Annotated in this window: 14 protein-coding genes and 1 other RNA gene; 9 read left to right on the top strand and 6 right to left on the bottom strand. The window is 71.5% G+C overall.

Going from position 1 to position 18,078, the window contains the following annotated elements; genetic code table 11:
- Positions 1 to 39: 39 nt before the first annotated feature.
- Both ACZ6CL_RS11150 and ACZ6CL_RS11145 read right to left on the bottom strand, forming a co-directional pair.
- A complete protein-coding gene (locus tag ACZ6CL_RS11150) occupies positions 40 to 204 on the bottom strand; it encodes a hypothetical protein (RefSeq protein ID WP_468934100.1) in 165 nt (54 codons plus the stop codon).
- A 104-nt stretch (positions 205 to 308) separates the two neighbouring features.
- On the bottom strand, positions 309 to 2,123 hold the full coding sequence (locus ACZ6CL_RS11145; RefSeq protein WP_468934098.1) for a hypothetical protein: 1,815 nt from the start codon (positions 2,121 to 2,123) through the stop codon (positions 309 to 311).
- A 203-nt stretch (positions 2,124 to 2,326) separates the two neighbouring features.
- Here ACZ6CL_RS11145 and ACZ6CL_RS11140 point away from each other — a divergent pair, with 203 nt between their 5' ends.
- The 4 genes from ACZ6CL_RS11140 to ACZ6CL_RS11125 all read left to right on the top strand — a co-directional run bounded on the left by ACZ6CL_RS11140 (position 2,327) and on the right by ACZ6CL_RS11125 (position 6,314).
- Positions 2,327 to 3,364 (top strand): ABC transporter substrate-binding protein, encoded by a 1,038-nt coding sequence (locus ACZ6CL_RS11140; RefSeq protein ID WP_468934095.1) that lies wholly within the window; start codon positions 2,327 to 2,329, stop codon positions 3,362 to 3,364.
- Positions 3,365 to 3,454: 90 nt separating this feature from the next.
- Positions 3,455 to 4,330 (top strand): Nif3-like dinuclear metal center hexameric protein, encoded by an 876-nt coding sequence (locus ACZ6CL_RS11135; RefSeq protein ID WP_468934092.1) that lies wholly within the window; start codon positions 3,455 to 3,457, stop codon positions 4,328 to 4,330.
- A 46-nt stretch (positions 4,331 to 4,376) separates the two neighbouring features.
- A complete protein-coding gene (locus ACZ6CL_RS11130; protein WP_468935203.1) occupies positions 4,377 to 5,120 on the top strand; it encodes a zinc ribbon domain-containing protein in 744 nt (247 codons plus the stop codon).
- 3 nt (positions 5,121 to 5,123) lie between these two features.
- Positions 5,124 to 6,314: a bifunctional RNase H/acid phosphatase gene (locus ACZ6CL_RS11125; RefSeq protein WP_468934090.1), complete on the top strand. Its 1,191-nt coding sequence runs from the start codon at positions 5,124 to 5,126 to the stop codon at positions 6,312 to 6,314.
- 26 nt (positions 6,315 to 6,340) lie between these two features.
- Here the strand turns inward: ACZ6CL_RS11125 and eda are convergent, their stop codons facing one another.
- From eda to ACZ6CL_RS11110, 3 genes are all read right to left on the bottom strand, one after another.
- On the bottom strand, positions 6,341 to 6,976 hold the full coding sequence (gene eda, locus ACZ6CL_RS11120; protein ID WP_468934087.1) for a bifunctional 4-hydroxy-2-oxoglutarate aldolase/2-dehydro-3-deoxy-phosphogluconate aldolase: 636 nt from the start codon (positions 6,974 to 6,976) through the stop codon (positions 6,341 to 6,343).
- A 119-nt stretch (positions 6,977 to 7,095) separates the two neighbouring features.
- On the bottom strand, positions 7,096 to 7,893 hold the full coding sequence (gene yaaA, locus ACZ6CL_RS11115; RefSeq protein ID WP_468934084.1) for a peroxide stress protein YaaA: 798 nt from the start codon (positions 7,891 to 7,893) through the stop codon (positions 7,096 to 7,098).
- Positions 7,894 to 7,973: 80 nt separating this feature from the next.
- A complete protein-coding gene (locus ACZ6CL_RS11110) occupies positions 7,974 to 9,650 on the bottom strand; it encodes a glycoside hydrolase family 13 protein (RefSeq protein ID WP_468934081.1) in 1,677 nt (558 codons plus the stop codon).
- Between the two features lie 218 nt (positions 9,651 to 9,868).
- On the opposite strand from ACZ6CL_RS11110, the gene ACZ6CL_RS11105 reads away from it, so the two are divergent.
- Positions 9,869 to 10,444, top strand: coding sequence for a Uma2 family endonuclease (locus tag ACZ6CL_RS11105; RefSeq protein WP_468935201.1), 576 nt, complete (start codon positions 9,869 to 9,871; stop codon positions 10,442 to 10,444).
- A 40-nt stretch (positions 10,445 to 10,484) separates the two neighbouring features.
- Positions 10,485 to 10,889, top strand: an RNA gene (gene rnpB, locus ACZ6CL_RS11100) — RNase P RNA component class A.
- A 374-nt stretch (positions 10,890 to 11,263) separates the two neighbouring features.
- Here rnpB and ACZ6CL_RS11095 read toward each other — a convergent pair.
- The gene (locus ACZ6CL_RS11095) at positions 11,264 to 11,551 is read right to left on the bottom strand and encodes a WXG100 family type VII secretion target (RefSeq protein WP_385438490.1); all 288 of its coding nucleotides are present in this window, start codon (positions 11,549 to 11,551) and stop codon (positions 11,264 to 11,266) included.
- A 247-nt stretch (positions 11,552 to 11,798) separates the two neighbouring features.
- Between ACZ6CL_RS11095 and ACZ6CL_RS11090 the strand changes: the two genes are divergently transcribed.
- The 3 genes from ACZ6CL_RS11090 to ACZ6CL_RS11080 all read left to right on the top strand — a co-directional run bounded on the left by ACZ6CL_RS11090 (position 11,799) and on the right by ACZ6CL_RS11080 (position 18,057).
- A complete protein-coding gene (locus ACZ6CL_RS11090) occupies positions 11,799 to 16,520 on the top strand; it encodes an FtsK/SpoIIIE domain-containing protein (protein WP_468934077.1) in 4,722 nt (1,573 codons plus the stop codon).
- An 87-nt stretch (positions 16,521 to 16,607) separates the two neighbouring features.
- Entirely contained in the window at positions 16,608 to 16,874 is a 267-nt protein-coding gene (locus ACZ6CL_RS11085) for a hypothetical protein (protein WP_468934074.1), read from the top strand.
- A gap of 7 nt (positions 16,875 to 16,881) precedes the next feature.
- Positions 16,882 to 18,057, top strand: a complete 1,176-nt coding sequence (locus ACZ6CL_RS11080) for an enoyl-CoA hydratase/isomerase family protein (protein ID WP_468934072.1) — start codon at positions 16,882 to 16,884, stop codon at positions 18,055 to 18,057.
- The last annotated feature ends 21 nt before the right edge of the window (positions 18,058 to 18,078 follow it).

Below are 18,078 nucleotides of genomic sequence, written 5' to 3'. Positions count from 1 at the left end.
GGGTGGGGGAAAACGCGCTCCCGAGCGCCCTACGAGCCCCTACGAGGCGTTCTCGTTCGGACGACGGTGGCGGCCGTGCGCCGGAGCCTGCGGCTCCTCGGACGCGGCCTGCTGACCCCGGTGCTTGCCCTGGCCAGAGGCGGCATCGGCCTCGGCCGCCTCCTGCGAGCGTGCCTGGGTCATGTCTGTTCGGGCTTCGGACATGTGGGAAGTCACCCCGGTAAGTTCGCTCCGTACTCTGCGCGAGGGGCCCGCCACGACGTCGATACACGCCGTGCCAACCGGCTGCGCAACCCCAGCGGCCGAGTCTAACCAGGGCGGTGATCGCGGACCCAGCGGGGTGGCCGGGGCTCCGCTGACCTGGCGAGAGGCGCCTGCTGCAGCGGAACGGGCCGGGGGGCGACCACCGTCAGCCCGGAGTCCTGCCCGGTCTCCTGCTCAACCCCGGGCCAGCACCCCGTCCCCACCCAAGGCTCAACCCCGGACTCCCCGCGCGTGCCGTCGGCGCCCGCGCCGGGGGCCATGGTCACGCGCACACTCAAGCTCGCGCCCGATCCCAAGCCCGCGCCCGGGTCCAGTCTCGCCCGCGCCCCGGAGCCCGCGTGGGCCTCCATGCCCGCCCCCGGGCGAGCCCCGCCCGCACCCCATCGCGCCCCTGCACCCAAGCCCGGGCCCAGGTCCACGCCCGCACTGAGGCCCGCGCCCGCGCCCGCCGCGAGGTCCGTGCCCGTCGCGCCCGGGCCGATGCCCGCCCCCAAGCTCGCGCCCGCGCTGAACCTCACACGGGGGTCCGTGCTCACTCCCGGGCCCGCGCCCCTGCTCACGCCCGGGGCCGCGCCCGCTCCCGAGTCCGCCCCCGGGGCTGCGTCCAGGCTCATGCCCGCACCCGGGCCCCGGCCCGCGCCCCTGCCTGGGTACGCAGTCACGCCCGCGCCCGGGCCTCTGCGCGCGCCCGCGTGGGTCGCCGCCTCCGCGTCCTCGCCGGCGCCGCTCACCTGCCGCCATGGCGTGATCCCCGTCGTCTCCGCCGCGCGGGCGGTGGGGCGGGGGGTCCGGCGGATCACCCGCGGGGCGGCGGCTGCCCGCGGGGCGGGCTCCGGGAGCCAGACGCGGGCCAGGCCGCAGGGGGCCTGCCGGGTCGCGTACGGCAGCCACAGCTCGGCGTCCCGGGTCCACAGACCGGCTCCGGCCAGCCAGCCTTCCGGGGCCGAGAACTGGCGCAGCCGCCGCTCGGAAGGGCGCCAGACGCCCACCCATGGCCGCCCGCCCGCCGCGGCGTCGATCCGGAACGCCACCGCGCACGCCTCAGGCGTCAGCATCTGGCCCGGCTGGATCGCGACGGGGGTGGCTGTCGCCTGGGCGGCCGGGCGCAGGCAGTCCGGGAAGCGGACCGGGAGGGTGCTGCCCAGGACGCCCCACCCCAGCCGCTCGTCGCCGGGCGCGTCGGACCGTACGAGCAGCAAACCGCTGTCGGGGTCGGCGAGCAGCAGCCGGTCGTTGCTGCGCTCGGTGATCTGCAGCAGCGGGCTGGTCTCGCCGCCGCGCCCGAGGTCGACGACGATCGTCTTCGTACGGCCGTCCAGCTCGCGGTCGAGGGCGAGCAGCCGGCCCATGCGGTCCAGCCAGGCGCCGCCCGTGCAGCGGCCGGGCACCTCGGCGAGGTGCTGGAGCCCCCGGGCGCCGCCGTGGATCAGCCAGACGGACGTGGACCGGGGGCCGCGCCCCAGGGCGTACGCGCAGGTGCCGCCCGGCGCGGGCGGCAGCAACGAGACGTCGGCGCGGTCGATGCCGCCGAGCACCCGCTCGCCCGTCCCCGGGCCGGTGGGGTAGAGCAGCGAGAAGGCGTGGTGCCCGGCCACCCGTCGGTGGATCAGCACCTGCCCGTCGGAGAGCGGCAGCACGTCGCTGTCCGGCTCCTCGGGCTGGGTGCCCGGCAGCGGCACGGCGTACGGCTCGGGCCCGTCGAGCGTCCAGCGCTCGGGGAACCAGCAGCCGGTGTCGCCGCTGAGCGCGAGCCGCGCACCGTACGAACGGTCCGGGGTGATGGTGAAATCCGTGGGCCTTTCTCGTGGCCGGGCGCTGACTCCCGTGGTGAGGGCGGCGTCGAAGGCACAGGCGGTCATCGTTCAGTCACCTCCGGCCACTGAACGTAGGTTTCGTACCCCCTCCCGGTGGCCGATAAGAGGTCGGCTCCACCCTTACGTGTGGCTGTTGACCGATTCGACTGAGAGGTCGGGGATGAATGTGCTGTAAGGGTCCGATCGGCGGTGCGATTAAAGTAAGGCACGCCTAAGTGCCACCTTCCGCACGATCCCTGGAGCACCAGATGTCCGTACACCGCCGCGGCAGCGCCGCCCTCGCCCTGGCCCTGGCCGGGGCCCTCTCCCTCGCCGCCTGTGGCGCGTCCGACGGCGGTGGCGAGGACGGCGCCAAGGGGAACGGCGGCGGGGGCAAGTCCGTCGCGCAGGGCGGCAAGGACTTCGGCAAGGCCGCCGAGCAGACGGCGAAGATGGGCACCGACGCGAAGCCCGGCCAGTTCCCGCGCACGGTCACCCAGGCCATGGGGAAGACGGAGATCAAGAGCAAGCCGAAGCGGGTCGTGGTGCTCGACGTCGGCGAGCTGGACAACGTCGTCTCGCTCGGCCTCAAGCCGGTCGGCTACGCCCCCTCCGAGGGCGACCAGGCCATCCCCGGCTACCTCAAGAAGGAGGCCGGGAACCCGAAGAACGTCGGCACCATCAACAACCTCAACCTGGAGGCCATCAACGCCCTCCACCCCGATCTGATCCTCGGCAGCAAGCTGCGCGCCGAGCCGCTGTACGACGAGCTGAAGCAGATCGCCCCGACCGTCTTCTCCATCCGCCCCGGCTTCACCTGGAAGGAGAACTACCTCCTCAACGCGGCGGCCCTGGACCGCACCGCCGAGGCGAAGCGCAAGCTCGACGCGTACGAGGCGAAGGCGGAGAAGCTGGGCGAGGACATCGGCCCGAAGAAGCCGACCGTCACCATGCTGCGCTTCATGCCGGAGATGACGCGGCTCTACGCCAAGGCGTCCTTCATCGGCACGATCCTCCAGGACGTCGGCCTGCCCCGGCCGGGGAACCAGCGGGTCGACGATCTGGCCACGGAGATCGGCCCGGAGCGGATCAACGAGGCCGACGCGGACTGGATCTTCACCGGGGTCTACGGCGACGCCAAGGCCACCAAGCGGGACCAGGCGGAGTCCAACCCGCTGTGGAAGAAGCTCAAGGCGGTCAAGGCGGGCCGGGCCAAGAACGTGCCGGACGAGACCTGGTACCTGGGCCTCGGCGTCACCGCCGCCGACCGGGTGCTGGACGACCTCCGCGGCTACCTCGTCCGCTGACCCCCCTTCAGGTCCGTTCCCCGAGCGGGCGTCGCGCTGAGTGAAGGCAGGGGCAAGGCTTCCCGGTGATCTGGGAGGTAGCCTTGCCCCGTGCCCGCTCTCACCGATGTCCTCGCCGCCCTCGACGCCCTCTGGCCGCCCGAGCGGGCGGAACAGTGGGACGCCGTCGGGACGGTCTGCGGGGACCCCGATGCCCAGGTCAGCCGCGTGCTGTTCGCCGTCGACCCCGTCCAGGAGGTCGCCGACGAGGCGGTGGCGCTCGGTGCCGATCTGCTGATCACCCACCATCCGCTCTATCTGCGGGGCACGACCACGGTCGCCGCCTCCACCTTCAAGGGGCGGGTGGTGCACACCCTGATCAAGCACGACATCGCGCTGCACGTCGCGCACACCAACGCCGACCGCGCCGACCCCGGCGTCTCCGACGCCCTCGCGGGCGCGCTCGACCTGCGAGCCGTCAGCCCGCTGGTGCCGGACCCGGCCGACCCGACCGGACGCCAGGGGCTCGGCCGGATCTGCGAACTCGACCGTCCCGAGACGCTGCGCGAGTTCACCGAGCGCGCCGCCGCCCGGCTGCCCGCCACCGCGCAGGGCATCCGCGCCTCGGGCGACCCGGACCGTACGATCCGTACGGTCGCCGTCTGCGGCGGCTCCGGCGACGGCCTGTTCGCCGAGGCGCGCGCGGCCGGTGTCGACGCGTACCTCACCGCCGACCTGCGCCACCACCCGGCCTCCGAGGCGCGCGAGCACAGCGATCTCGCGCTGGTGGACGCCGCGCACTGGGCCACCGAGTGGCCCTGGACCGAGCTGGCCGCGGCGCAGCTCGACGAGGTCTCCGACCGGCACGGCTGGGGCCTGCGCACCCATGTCTCCCGTAAGGTCACCGACCCCTGGACGGCCCACGCCGCGGCCGCCGCCCCGTTCCGGGCCTTCGCGCCCGCCCCCGCCTCGGCCTCATCGGCTTGAGGCCCCGCAATCCTTCGTCCCCTTCAACCACCCCTGGAGCCCCCCGCTGAACGCCGCGCCCGCCGACCAGATCCGCCTGCTCGACGTCCAGGGCCTCGACGTACGGCTCTCGCAGCTCGCGCACAAGCGCACGACGCTGCCCGAGCACGCCGAACTCGACACCCTGACCGCCGACCACACCCAGCTGCGTGACCTCCTCGTCGCCTCGCAGACTGAGGAGAGCGACACCGCCCGCGAGCAGACGAAGGCGGAGCAGGACGTGGACCAGGTGCGCCAGCGCGCCGCCCGCGACCAGAAGCGCCTGGACTCCGGGGCCGTCACCTCGCCCAAGGACCTGGAGAACCTCCAGCACGAGATCGCCTCCCTGGCCCGGCGCCAGAGCGCCCTGGAGGACGTCGTCCTGGAGGTCATGGAGCGCCGGGAGTCCGCCCAGGAGCGGGCCGTCGAGCTGACCGGCCGGGTGGAGTCCCTCCAGGCCAAGATCATCGATGCCACGGCGCGGCGTGACGCGGCGGCCGAGGAGATCGACACCGAGATCGCGACCATCACCAAGGAGCGCGAGGTCATCGCCGGGACCATCCCCGCCGACCTGCTGAAGCTCTACGACAAGCTGCGCGGGCAGCAGGGCGGCGTCGGCGCGGCCCGGCTCTACCAGGGGCGCTGCGACGGCTGCCGCCAGGAGCTGGCCATCACCGAGCTGAACGAGGTCCGGTCGGCCGCCGCGGACGCCGTGGTGCGGTGCGAGAACTGCCGCCGCATCCTGGTCCGTACGCCGGAGTCGGGGCTGTAGGCGATGTCACGCCGCCGCTTCATCGTCGAGGCCGACGGCGGCTCCCGGGGCAACCCGGGGCCCGCCGGGTACGGCGCGGTCGTCCTGGACGCGGCGACCGGTGAACCGCTCGCGGAAGTCGCCGAGTACATCGGCACCGCCACCAACAACGTCGCCGAGTACAAGGGCCTGATCGCCGGTCTGCGGGCCGCCCACGCCCTCGACCCGGAGGCGGACGTCCAGGTCCGCATGGACTCCAAGCTGGTCATCGAGCAGATGTCCGGCCGCTGGAAGATCAAGCACCCGGACATGCGGCCGCTCGCCACCGAGGCCAAGGGGCTCGTACCGCCCGGCCAGGTGACGTACGGCTGGATCCCGCGCGAGAAGAACAAGCACGCGGACCGGCTCGCCAACGAGGCCATGGACGCGGGCAAGCGGGGCGAGCAGTGGCAGCCGAAGGTGCCCCCGGGCGGCACCCTCGCGGCGGCCGCTCCCGAGGCCCCCGCCGACGACGCCCTCGCCGAGCCCGCCGCCCCCGACGCCCCGTCGGCGGCGGTGGCCCCCGTCCGGGGCTGGGGCACCGCCGACCTCGGCGCGCCGACGACGTTCGTCCTGCTCCGGCACGGCGAGACGCCGCTCACCCCGGAGAAGCGCTTCTCCGGCAGCGGCGGCACCGACCCCGGCCTCTCGCCGGTCGGCCACCGCCAGGCCGAGCTGGTCGCGGCGTCCCTCGCCGCGCGCGGCACCATCCAGGCCATCGTCACCTCGCCCCTGAAGCGCTGCCGCGAGACCGCCGAGGCGGTGGGCGCGCGCCTCGGCCTCGACGTCCACGTCGACGAGGGGCTGCGCGAGACGGACTTCGGTGCCTGGGAGGGCCTGACCTTCGCCGAGGTCCGCGACCGCCACCCGGACGACCTCGACGCGTGGCTCGCCTCCGCGAAGGCCGCCCCCACGGGCGGCGGCGAGTCCTTCGCGGCGGTCGCCCGCCGGGTGGCCCTCTCCCGCGACAAGCTGATCGCGCGCTACGCGGGCCGTACGGTGCTCCTCGTCACCCACGTGACCCCGATCAAGACCCTGACCCGCCTGGCCCTCGGCGCCCCGCCGGAGTCCCTGTTCCGCATGGAACTCTCGGCGGCGTCGCTGTCGGCGGTGGCGTACTACGGCGACGGCAACGCGTCGGTCCGCCTCCTGAACGACACGTCACACCTGCGCTGACGGCACGTCCCACCTGCGCTGAGGCCCTATCGCAGGGCGGCTGCCTCCCGGGCCAGGGACTCGACCCGCTCCCAGTCGCCCGCCGCCACCGCGTCCGGGGGCAGCATCCAGGTGCCGCCCACGCAGCCCACGTTGGGGAGCGCGAGATAGCCGGGGGCGCGGGCGGCGTTGACGCCGCCGGTGGGGCAGAAGCGGGCGTCGGGGAGCGGTGAGGCGAGCGAGCCGAGGTAGGCCGTACCGCCTGCCGCCTCCGCCGGGAAGAACTTCATCTCGGTCACCCCGCGCTCCAGCAGGGCCACGACCTCGGATGTCGTCGAGACGCCCGGCAGCGACGGAATCCCCGAGTCGCGCATGGCCCCCAGCAGCCGGTCGGTCCACCCCGGGCTGACCAGAAAGCGCGCCCCGGCCGCGACGGCGGTGTCCACATGCCCGGGCGTGAGCACCGTCCCCGCCCCGACAACCGCCTCCGGCACCTCGGCCGCGATCGCACGAATGGCGTCGGCGGCGGCCGGGGTGCGGAAGGTGACCTCGATCGCGGGAAGACCCCCCGCGACGAGGGCCCGGGCCATGGGGACCGCGTCGGCCGCGTCGTCGATGACGACGACGGGGATGACGGGGGCGAGGTCGAGCAGGGAGGGGGAGGGCGCGTTGTCGTCAGTCACGGAACCATTCTGCGGGCGCGTGGCATGACCCGCAACGCACGTTGCGGAGGGCGCAATGAACGGGGTGGCGTCGGGCTCTCCGGGCCGCCGGGTAACCCCAGCTCCAGCCCGGACCAGGGCTACAGCTCCGTCACCACCACGTCCAGCGCCCACGGCCGCCCCGCCCGCTCCGGAGCCGTCGCTTCCACCACGTACCCGAACCCCCGCAGCGCCTCCACCAGCTCCTCGGGGCCCTTCGGCTCGGCGCCGGCCGTCAGCAGATCCCGCACCATCCGGCCCTTCGTCGCCTTGTTGAAGTGGCTCACCACGGACCGCTTCTCGACCCCGTCCACGATCTTCGACTGCAGCACCCGCACCGTCGCCGTGCGCTCGGCGACCTCGCCCTTCGGCTTCCACGCCGTCGCGTACGCCGCCGACCGCAGGTCCAGCACCAGCCCGTCCCCCGCGGCCTCGGGGAGCACGGTGGCCATCGGCGTACGCCAGTAGGCGCCCAGCGCGCCGAGCCCCGGCAGCTTGACCCCCATCGAGCAGCGGTAGGAGGGGATGCGGTCGTCGGTCCGGACCGCGCCCCACAGCCCCGAGAAGACCAGCAGCGAGCGTTCGGCGCGGCGCCGGGCGGCATCCGGGAGGGTGGCGAGGCCGAGCGCGTCGTACAGCACACCGGTGTAGATCTCCCCGGCGGGGCGCGTCCCGGCCGACCGCAGCGCCGCGTTCTTGGCGACCTCACCGCGCAGTCCCGCGCTCAGGCCCAGCACCTCGGCCGCCTTCGCCTCGTCGCCCGAGCACAGCGTGACCAGCTCGTCCAGGGCCCGGGCGCGCGCCTCGCCCAGTCCCGGCAGCGACAGCGATCCCAGGTCCAGCGGGGACCCGGAGCCTCCCGTGGCCTTTCCCTCGGACGGCGGCAGCAGGACGAGCACGGGTTCTCCTCGGAGCTTCGGCGGCGGTACGGCACGGGGGCGGCGCTGGACGGCGCCACCCCAGCCCCGCAGCCTACGGCCTACGCGCCCGCCTCCCGCAGCCAGACCGTGGCGTACGGCGCCAGCCGGGCACCGTCCGCCGCCCCCGGCTCGCTGCTCAGCACCACCTCGCCCACGGCGGGCAGCGGCACGGCGGACGCCGACAGGTTGGTGACGCTGTGCCAGCCCCCGGAGCGGCGGAAGTGCAGCAGCCCGGCGCTCAGCTCCGCGACCGAGCCCAGCCACTCCACGGACTCGTCCCCGCGCAGTTCCCGCCGCAGCCGCAGCGCCTCCCGGTACAGCTCCAGCGTCGAACCGGCCTCCCCGTCCTGCGCCTCGACCGACAGCTCCCCGAACCCCTCCGGCTGCGGCAGCCACGCGCCGCCGGTGCCGCCCGCGCCGAATCCGTACGACGGGCCGCCACGCGTCCACGGCAGCGGCACCCGGCAGCCGTCGCGCCCCTTGACCCGGTGGCCGCTGCGTTCCCACGTCGGGTCCTGGAGCGCGTCCACGGGGAGGTCGGCGACCTCCGGAAGGCCCAGCTCCTCGCCCTGGTAGAGATACGACGAACCGGGCAGGGCCAGCATCAGCAGCGTCGCGGCACGGGCCCGCCGCAGCCCGAGCGCGAGGTCGGCCTCCGGCTCCCGGCCGTCGGCCAGCAGCCAGGCGTCCCGGCCCGCGCTCGTCAGATCGTCCGGCAGGGCGAACCGGCTGCGGTGCCGGATCACATCGTGGTTGGAGAGCACCCAGGTGGCCGAGGCCCCCGCCTCGCGGGCGGCGGACAGCGCGCCGTCGATGACGGCGTGCAGGGCGGGGGCGGTGAGCGGGGCGCCCAGGAAGTCGAAGTTGAACGCCTGGCCCAGCTCGTCGGCGCGGGCATACGACACCCGGCGGGAGTTGCGCACCCACGCCTCGGCGACCGCGATCCGCGGTGGGTCGTACTCGTCGAACACCCTGCGCCACTCGCGGAAGATCCCGTGCACCTCGTCGCGGTCCCACAGCGGATGGCTGCCGTCCTCCGGCAGGTCCTCCGGCTCGTAGCCGGGCACGTCGCCGATGTCGCGCAGCGGCTCCGCCAGGTCCTTGGCCAGCCCGTGGGCGACGTCCACCCGGAATCCGGCCACGCCCCGGTCGGACCAGAAGCGCAGCGTGGTGAGGAAGTCGGCGCGCACCTCCGGGTGGTCCCAGTTGAGATCGGGCTGCTCGGGGGCGAAGAGGTGCAGATACCACTGCCCGTCGGGCAGTCGGGTCCACGCGGGGCCGCCGAAGCACGAGACCCAGTCGGTGGGCGGAAGCCCCCCGCCCGGCCCCCGCCCCTCGCGGAACACGTACCGCTCCCGGGCCGCGCTGCCCGGGCCCGCGCGCAGGGCCTCCTGGAACCAGGCGTGGTCGTCCGAGGTGTGGTTGGGGACGATGTCCACCATCACCTTGAGCCCGAGCCGGTCCGCCTCCGCGACCATGCGGTCGAAGTCCTCCAGCGTCCCGAGCCGCGGATCGACATCGCGGTAGTCGGCCACGTCGTAGCCGCCGTCGGCGAGCGCGGACGGATAGAAGGGGCTCAGCCAGACGGCGTCCACACCGAGCCCGGCGAGGTACGGCAGCCGACTGGTCACCCCGGGCAGATCGCCGATGCCGTCGCCGTCGGAGTCGGCGAAGCTGCGGGGATAGACCTGATAGATGACGGCCTGCCGCCACCAGTCGCTGTTGTTCTCGCTCACGATGTCCTCGCTCCTGGTGTCGGCGTTGGTGCCCAGCCGTCGAAGCAGTGTCCCGGGACACTGCGCGCCATGTCGAGAGGGCAAGATCGCCCGCCGGAGCCGCCCCGGCGTGCGCGCTTCTGTGCCACGATCGAGTGAGGAAGACTCTTTCCGCCGGGTATCGACCCCCTCGGTACCTAGGCTGGCGGCGAGACAGGGAAGAGGGTGGCATGAGCGCCATGGCACACGAACCGCTCACGCAGGACCACGACCACGTCCTGCTGGAGGGTTTCTTGGCCCTGGATACGCCGGAAGGCTTCCGGGCCGAGCTGATCGAGGGGGAAATCGTCGTGACACCGCCGCCGGACGGGGACCACGAAGATCACATCAGCGTGATCGCTGAGCAGGTGTTCATGCAGTCTGAGACGCGCATGCGGTTCTCGGGCAACAAGGGGCTCAAGGTTCCGCGTGGCGGGCTCTGCGTACGCAACCATGTGATCCCGGACGGCACCTTCGCACCCAGAGAGCTGAGGCTCTTCAGGGGCGCCGACTCCTGGATGCCCTGCGAGGGCGTGTCCATGGTCGTTGAGGTCACCTCGACCAAACCGGACCGGGACCGCAAGGCCAAGCGCCACTGCTACGCGCGCGGTGGCATCCCCCTCTACCTCCTCGTCGATCGGGACAACAGCGACCTGACGCTCTTCAGCGACCCGGAGGGCGCCGACTACCGCCAGCACGTCACGGTCCCCTTCGGCAAGCAGCTCGACCTGCCCGCTCCGTTCTCCTTCTCGCTGGAGACGACCGACTTCGTCTGAGCCGCCCCGCACGGGCCGGTACCATGGTCACTACGGCGGACGAGCCGGCCGGGCGGTCGCGTCGGGGTCCTTCGGGATCCCGCCGAGGAACGTCCGGGCTCCACACGGCAGGGTGGTGGGTAACGCCCACCCGGGGTGACCCGCGGGACAGTGCCACAGAAAACAGACCGCCGGGGCCGCAAGGCGCCCGGTAAGGGTGAAACGGTGGTGTAAGAGACCACCAGTGCCCAGGGTGACCTGGGCAGCTAGGTAAACCCCACCCGGAGCAAGGTCAAGAGGAGCCACCGCAAGGCGGCTCTGCGCGGATGATCGAGGGCTGCCCGCCCGAGTCCGCGGGTAGACCGCACGAGGCCGGCGGCAACGCCGGCCCTAGATGGATGGCCGCCTCCTCGCGGGCCGTAAGGCCCACGGGAGACAGAACCCGGCGTACAGGCCGACTCGTCCGCCCTTCCCCCTTCCGCCGTATGCGGCGTGCCGCCACGCACCTTGTCCGTGGCGCAATTCTCCGTGCCGTTATCGGGCGCACAAGGGAAAGAATCACGAAATTCCGCCGCCATATCGCCAGGGCAACGGGGACTGCCGCCAAATGGACAAGGGTGCCGATAGCGGGTGCCTGTGAATACTTTGTGGATGTGCTGTAAGGGATGTAATGGAAGTGGAGATCATGCGGTCGCGGCGCCCGGCCGCTCATTACGCGCTCACCCCCTCGCCGCAGAAAGCGGCAAGGGGGTGAGCGCGGTGTCGGCCTGAATTGGGCCGACACCACCCTCACCCCCGGAGCTGTGCGCGCAGGAAGGCGCAGCCGCGGCAGTCGCCGACTTACTTGCCGAGCTCGTGGTCGATGTTCTCGAAGGAGTCCGCCGCCTTCTCCAGGTACTGGGCCAGGCCGTCGAGACCCTCGTTGGTCTTCGACATGCCCTGCTTGAACTCGCTGAAGTCCTGGCCGAACTTCTTCGAGGCCGACCGGGTGACGAAGCCGTTCTCGAGCAGGTCGTCGATGTAGGACTTCAGGTCGTGAAGCTTCTCCTCGATGCGCTCCTTCTCGCGGTTCATCTTCTTCGCGGCGGCCCGCATGTCCTCATATGTGACATCAAGGTCCTTGGCCATAACGCTTGTTCCCTCCGTCAGACAACCGCGAGGTTCCCCCTCCCGGTATACGCGTGGCGTGCACCGGGTGGGGCACGCGCCGTTGGGCACCTTAGTCGCTAGTCCGCACAGGGTGCACATAAGGGCCGGACGACGGCCGTTATCTCGCTCAAAATGGGCGGTTGTTGACATATACGGCGGGTGCGCGGACGAGTTTCCGGGAGGATATTCTCTCCTCCGAGAGAGGTATTTCGAGGAGGAGCTAAGTGTGCGTTTGAAGCTGACTGTCGTCGATCTCTATACGAACGCCAGCAAAGACCTCGTCCTCGATGCCGATCCCGAGGCCCGAATCGACGCCGTCGCATGGGAGTTGGCAGTTCGGGTGCGCGGCGGGGTCGCGCCCGGACAGCCCGGTCCTGTGCTCTACGTCGACAACCACCCAGTGGACCCCCAGCACACCGTCGCCACCTCTCCGCTGCGCGACGGCGCGGTGGTGAGCCTGGACGACCCCTCCGGCACGCTGCCCGGCGAACACTCCGGTGTCATCGAGCTCCGGGTGGCCGGCGGGCCCGACGCCGGTGCCGTGTACCGGTTCGGCATCGGCCGGTACGACATAGGGTCCGGCGAGGGCTGCCAACTGATCGTCAATGACCCGGAGGTGCCCCAGCGCGTCCTGACGCTCTACGTGGTGGCCCCGGATGACCTCCGCCTGGCCGTGCACGTCGGTCAAGGCGGAGAGCCCGGCAAGCCCGGCGCGGCGCCCGGGAGCAAGGGGCCCACGCGCGAGGTGCGGGTCGACGGCAAGCCGATCGAGGGGCAGCAGCAACTGCGCGTCGACTCCCAGCTCGCCATCGGCAACACTCTGATCGACGTGGCCCATTACACGCCCCCGGACGCGGCCCTCAAGTGGTCCGACGACGGCTCCGGGCTCGACTACAACCGCCCGCCGCGGCTGCGCCCGCCGGAGCGCACCACCAAGTTCCGCCTGCCGGCGCCCCCGAAGGAGTTCGAGGCCCGGCCGCTGCCCTGGCTGATGGCGCTGTCCCCGCTCGCCATGGCCGTCACCATGGCGTTGGTGATGGGGCGCACGACGTACCTGCTGATCGCGCTCTTCAGCCCGCTGATCATGATCGGCAACTACTTCTGGGACAAGAAGCACGGCCGCAAGTCCCACGCCAAGCAGGTCAAGGAGTACGAGGAGCACAAGGCCAGGATCGAGCTCGACGCTCAGGAGGCGCTGGTCCTGGAGCGCGGCGACCGTCGCCTCGACCACCCGGACCCCGGCAGCATCTGGGCCAACGCCACTGGCCCCCGCACCCGTCTGTGGGAGCGCCGCCGCAGCGACGCCGACCACCTGCTGCTGCGGGTGGGCACCGGACGGCTGCCCTCCGCCGTCGTCCTCGACGACCCCGAGCAGGACGACCACCGCCGCCAGGTCACCTGGGACATCGCCGACACCCCCGTCGCCCTGCACCTGGGCCAGCTCGGTGTGATCGGCTTCGCGGGTCCCGACGACACCGCCCGCAGCCTGGCGCGGTGGACGGTGACGCAGACGGCCGCCCTGCACAGCCCGCTGGACGTGCAGTTCTACGTGCTCACCGAGATGAACGCGCAGCCCGGTTGGGACTGGGTCCGCTGGCTGCCGCATGCCCGTCCGACGGCGCAGGACACCAACGTCCTCATCGGGAACGACGCCGAGACCGTCGGCGCCCGAATCGGTGAACTCACCCAGATCCTTGAGGCCAGGCAGAAAGCCGCCCAGGAGAACCGCGGTCAGGTGGGCTTCTCCGACCCCGACATCGTCGTCGTCTGGGACGGCTCGCGTCGGCTGCGCTCGATGCCCGGCGTCGTACGGCTGCTGCAGGAAGGCCCGGCCGTATCGATGTACGCGATATGCCTGGACGCCGAGGAGCGCTTCCTGCCGGGCGAGTGCAAGGGCATCGTGATCGCGGAGCCGCGCACTGCCCGGCACGCCCGGCACGAGCAGAAGGCCGGCGGCGGCGCGAGCGACGCTGTCGAAGCGCTGCGGCAGGCCGCCGAAGCGGAGGAGCGGAAGAAGGCGGCGGCCGAGGCCGACAGGTCGCGTCGGAAGGGGAAGGGGAAGGGGAAGCGGAGGAAGTCGGCCGCGACGCCCGACAATCAGGGGCTGACCAACACCGCCGCCGTGCTGCTCTCCCTCGACAACCAGAGCGGCGCCCCCACACCCGCGGCGATGACGGCCGCGGATCAGATCGACCCCTCCGTGTTGCGGCTGCGCGTGCAGCAGGAGGGCAAGGACAAGATCCTGGGCGTACGGCCCGACTTCGTCTCGCCGGCCTGGTGCGCCCGGGTGGCCCGGGCGCTCGCCCCACTGCGCGACATCAGCGGTGAGGCGACGGACAGCGCGCTGCCGGACGCCAGCCGCCTCCTTGACGTCATCGGGATGGAGCCGCCGACGGCCGGGGCGGTGGTCGGCCGCTGGCAGACCGGCGGGCAGTCCACGCTGGCGATGGTCGGCGAGTCGTACGATGGTCCCTTCGGCATCGACATCCGCAAGGACGGGCCGCACGGCCTCATCGCGGGTACGACGGGTTCCGGCAAATCCGAGCTGCTGCAGACGATCGTCGCCGCGCTCGCGGTGGCGAACACGCCGGAGAACATGACCTTCGTGCTCGTCGACTACAAGGGCGGCAGCGCGTTCAAGGACTGCGTCCACCTGCCGCACACCGTCGGCATGGTCACCGACCTCGACGCCCACCTCGTCGAACGCGCCCTCGAGTCGCTCGGCGCCGAGCTGCACCGCCGCGAGCACATCCTGGCCCAGGTCGGCGCGAAGGACATCGAGGACTACCAGGACTTGGTGCGCCGTAATCCGGGGACGGCTCCGCTGCCCCGACTGCTCCTCGTCATCGACGAGTTCGCGTCCATGGTCCGCGACATGCCGGACTTCGTCACCGGCCTGGTCAACATCGCCCAGCGGGGCCGCTCCCTCGGCATCCACCTGATGCTGGCCACCCAGCGGCCGTCCGGCGTGGTCTCGCCGGAGATCCGGGCCAACACCAACCTCCGGATCGCGCTGCGGGTCACCGACGGCGGCGAGTCGACGGACGTCATCGACTCGCCCGAGGCCGGCAACATCTCCAAGAACAACCCGGGCCGCGCCTACGTGCGCACCGGCGCGGCCTCCCTCATTCCCTTCCAGTCCGGCCGCGTCGGCGGCCGCCGCCCCGGCACCGTGGACCCGATGGCCCTCGCCCCGTGGACCGGGGAGCTGGACTGGGCCGACCTGGGCCGCCAGGCGCTGGTGAAGCCCGCGGCCGCCAAGAGCGAGGAAGAGGAGATCACCGATCTGAAGGTCCTGGTCGACGCCATCCGGGAGGCCAACGCCCACCTGCAGATCCCGCAGCAGCACAGCCCGTGGCTGCCGGCCCTCGCGGAGACCGTGCTGCCGGAGGACCTGCCGCCGGTGCAGGGTCAGGGCGCACTGCCCCCGGTGCCGTACGGCATCGAGGACCTTCCGGCGAGCCAGTCCCGCCGCGCGGCCGCGATCGACTTCGCCACCTTCGGCCACCTGCTCGTCGCGGGTGCGCCGCGCAGCGGCCGCTCCCAGGTGCTGCGAACGATCGCGGGCTCCCTGGCCCGCACTCTCTCCTGCGCCGACGTCCACCTGTACGGCATCGACTGCGGCAACGGCGCACTGAACGCGCTGGCCAAGCTGCCGCACTGCGGCGCGGTGGTGGGCCGCAACCAGAGCGAGCGGGCCACTCGCCTGGTCCGCCGCCTTTCGGCGGAGACGAGCAGGCGGCAGGAGCTGCTCGCGCAGTACGGCTTCGCGGACATCGGCGAGCAGCGCGCCGGGGCGCCGCAGGACCAGCGGCTGCCGCACATCGTGCTGCTGCTCGACCGCTGGGAGGGCTGGGTCTCGTCCCTGGGCGAGCTGGAGCACGGCGAGTTGACCGACGAGTTGCTGACCTTGATGCGCGAGGGCGCGAGCGTCGGCATCCACTTGGTGATCACGGGCGACCGGCAGCTCCTCACCGGCCGGATCTCCTCGCTGACGGAGGACAAGCTCGCCCTGCGCCTTTCGGACCGTACCGACTTCTCGATGCTGGGCCTCAACAGCCGCAAGGTGCCGGACGAGATCGCGCCGGGTCGCGCGTTCCGCAACGAGACGGGTACGGAGATCCAGTTCGCGCTGCTGGGCGAGGACGCCACCGGGCAGGGCCAGAACGCGGTGATTGTGGCCATCGGAGAGGGGGCGGCCCACCGGGACGCGGCAGTGCCGCGGGCCCTGCGGCCGTTCCGGGTGGACTCGCTGCCCAGCCGCATCACCTTGAACCAGGCGTGGCAGTACGTCGACCCGGCGGTGTCCGCCTCGCGGCTGTGGAGCCTGGTGGGCGTCGGCGGTGACGACCTGACGGCCTTCGGCCCGGACCTGGCACAGGGACAGCCGGGCTTCGTGATCGCGGGCCCGGCGAAGTCGGGTCGCTCGACCGTGCTGATGAACCTGGCGGCCACGTTTGTGGGCCGCCGCAGCGCCCGCCTGGTCATCGCCGCCCCACGGACCTCTCCGTTGCGCCAACTGGAAGGCTACAAGGGGGTGTTGGCGGTCTTCACGGGCAGCGACATCGAGGAGGACGAGCTGAAGGAGGCCGTGGCCACGGCGTCTTTGGAGCATCCGATCGTGGTCCTGATCGACGACGGCGAACTCCTTGAGGACTGCGATGCGGAGGACGAGTTCAAGAGGCTGATCGCGACCGGCGCCGACCGCGGCATCGGCATCGTCATCGCCGGCGACGAGGACGACGTCTGCTCGGGCTTCAGCGGCTGGCAGGTCGACCTGAAGAAGTCCAAGCGCGGCCTGCTGCTTTCCCCGCAGGACACGTCGAGCGGCGAACTGATCGGCGTACGCCTGCCCCGGAGCGCGGTGGGCGGCCCGGTGACCCCGGGCAAGGGCCTGCTGCACCTGGGGAACGGCGAGGCCTTCACGGTGACTGTACCGGTGGGCTGAGGCCCATAGAACGAGCGATACGCCTGCCGGCCCGCGGGTGCGCGGGGCGGCAGGCGTCCCTTCCAGGAAACTCCACGGGGGCAATAGATGAGCAAGCTGATCGTCTCCTACGACGAGCTCCAAACGATCAAGAAGAACTTCGCAACCCTCAAAAGGGAATTCGAGTCATGTGCAGCCAATCAGGATTCGATGGCGGAATCGTACGGACATGATTCGATCAAGTATGCGATGCAGGACTTCGCCGACAGCTGGGACGAGTACCGCAAAGACCTCATGAAGCAGATGGAGGACGTGGAGAAGCGGGTAAGAAAAACCATCAGTTCGTTCAAGCAGGTCGACGGCGACAAGGAGTGAGGTTCTCGTGAGTAATCGTCCAGTGAATTGGTCCCCGCTCGCCGAAAAGGATCCGACCCCGGGCGACCCGCACGAGATCAGGGGTGAGGCCCGCCGGCTCGAAGGCATCGGGAAGACCATTCGGGAGCAATCGAAGAAACTCCGCGAGGTCGGCAAGGGCGAAAATCTCAAGGGAAAGTACGCCGATAAGCTCAAAGAAGGCGCGGACGATCTGGCCGGAAAGCTCGCCAAGGCCGAGGGCAGGTACGACGAGGTGGGCGGCCTGCTCCGCGAGTGGGCGGGCGAACTCGAACATGCCCAGAGCGAGACAAGTAAGGCTCGCACCAAAGCCCTGGCCGACGAGAAGGACGAGGATGCGCTGAAGGAGGCCAAGGACCGGATGGACGAGGCCGTGGCCAACTACACGACCGCCGGCTACAGAATCGCGAACCAAATTCGGCGGGCCCTCGACGACGCGGTCGAGGACAGCCTGTTCGACGACGTGGCCGGCTTCGTCGAGGAGCACGCCGACGACTTCAAGCTGGTCGGTGACCTGCTGAGCGATCTGACCGCGGTTTTGGGCACGTTGGCGATCCTCACGCTTCCCTTTCCGCCTCTCGCGGCGATATTCGGCACCGCCGCTCTCATCGCGGGTGCGGGCGCGCTGGCGGCGCACGGGCTGGCCAAGGCGGGTGGCGCCGATGTGAGCTGGCTGCAGATGGGGCTGGACGCGGTGGGGTTGCTGCCGGGAATCGGGTTGTTCGGTAAGGGCGTCAAGGTGGTCGGCAAGGTGGACGGCGTGGTCGCCAAGTTCGGCAAAGGGTTCGCGGCCACGAAGATTCCGCAGCGTGCGACGAAGATTATCGCCTGGGGAAAGGACTCGAAGGGTCTCACGGGCGGAATCGGCAAGGCTGGCCTGCTGAAGATCGGTGGCGGCTCCAACAAAATGTTCCAGATCGCGCATGAGAGTAGCGGTCTGATGTCCCGCATGGGTGGTGTCGCCAAGGCCGGATATCTCGATGGTCAGCTCATCGGATCCAAGGGGCTCAATATGATCCCGGGGGTGAATATCAACCCTGCGGGCGCAGGAATCGCCATCGATGCCGGAATCAAGATTGCCCCCAAGATCTTGAGTATCCCGCAGCACGTGGGAGAGGCCCTTTTCCCGGGTGACCAGCTCCAGAAGTCGGCTGCGGCTCACTGAGCGGCCCATCAGAATCAACGG

The organism is Streptomyces sp. NPDC041200 (genome assembly GCF_055591805.1).
This window is presented reverse-complemented; position numbering and strand designations above follow the sequence as displayed.

Bases quoted from the DNA above. Each gene is read 5' to 3' on its own strand.
- ACZ6CL_RS11140 (WP_468934095.1), top strand. From the start codon at position 2,327: ATGTCCGTACACCGCCGCGGCAGCGCCGCCCTCGCCCTGGCCCTGGCC.
- ACZ6CL_RS11125 (WP_468934090.1), top strand. From the start codon at position 5,124: ATGTCACGCCGCCGCTTCATCGTCGAGGCCGACGGCGGCTCCCGGGGC.
- ACZ6CL_RS11145 (WP_468934098.1), bottom strand. From the start codon at position 2,123: ATGACCGCCTGTGCCTTCGACGCCGCCCTCACCACGGGAGTCAGCGCC.
- ACZ6CL_RS11150 (WP_468934100.1), bottom strand. From the start codon at position 204: ATGTCCGAAGCCCGAACAGACATGACCCAGGCACGCTCGCAGGAGGCG.
- ACZ6CL_RS11095 (WP_385438490.1), bottom strand. From the start codon at position 11,551: ATGGCCAAGGACCTTGATGTCACATATGAGGACATGCGGGCCGCCGCG.
- ACZ6CL_RS11085 (WP_468934074.1), top strand. From the start codon at position 16,608: ATGAGCAAGCTGATCGTCTCCTACGACGAGCTCCAAACGATCAAGAAG.
- ACZ6CL_RS11105 (WP_468935201.1), top strand. From the start codon at position 9,869: ATGGCACACGAACCGCTCACGCAGGACCACGACCACGTCCTGCTGGAG.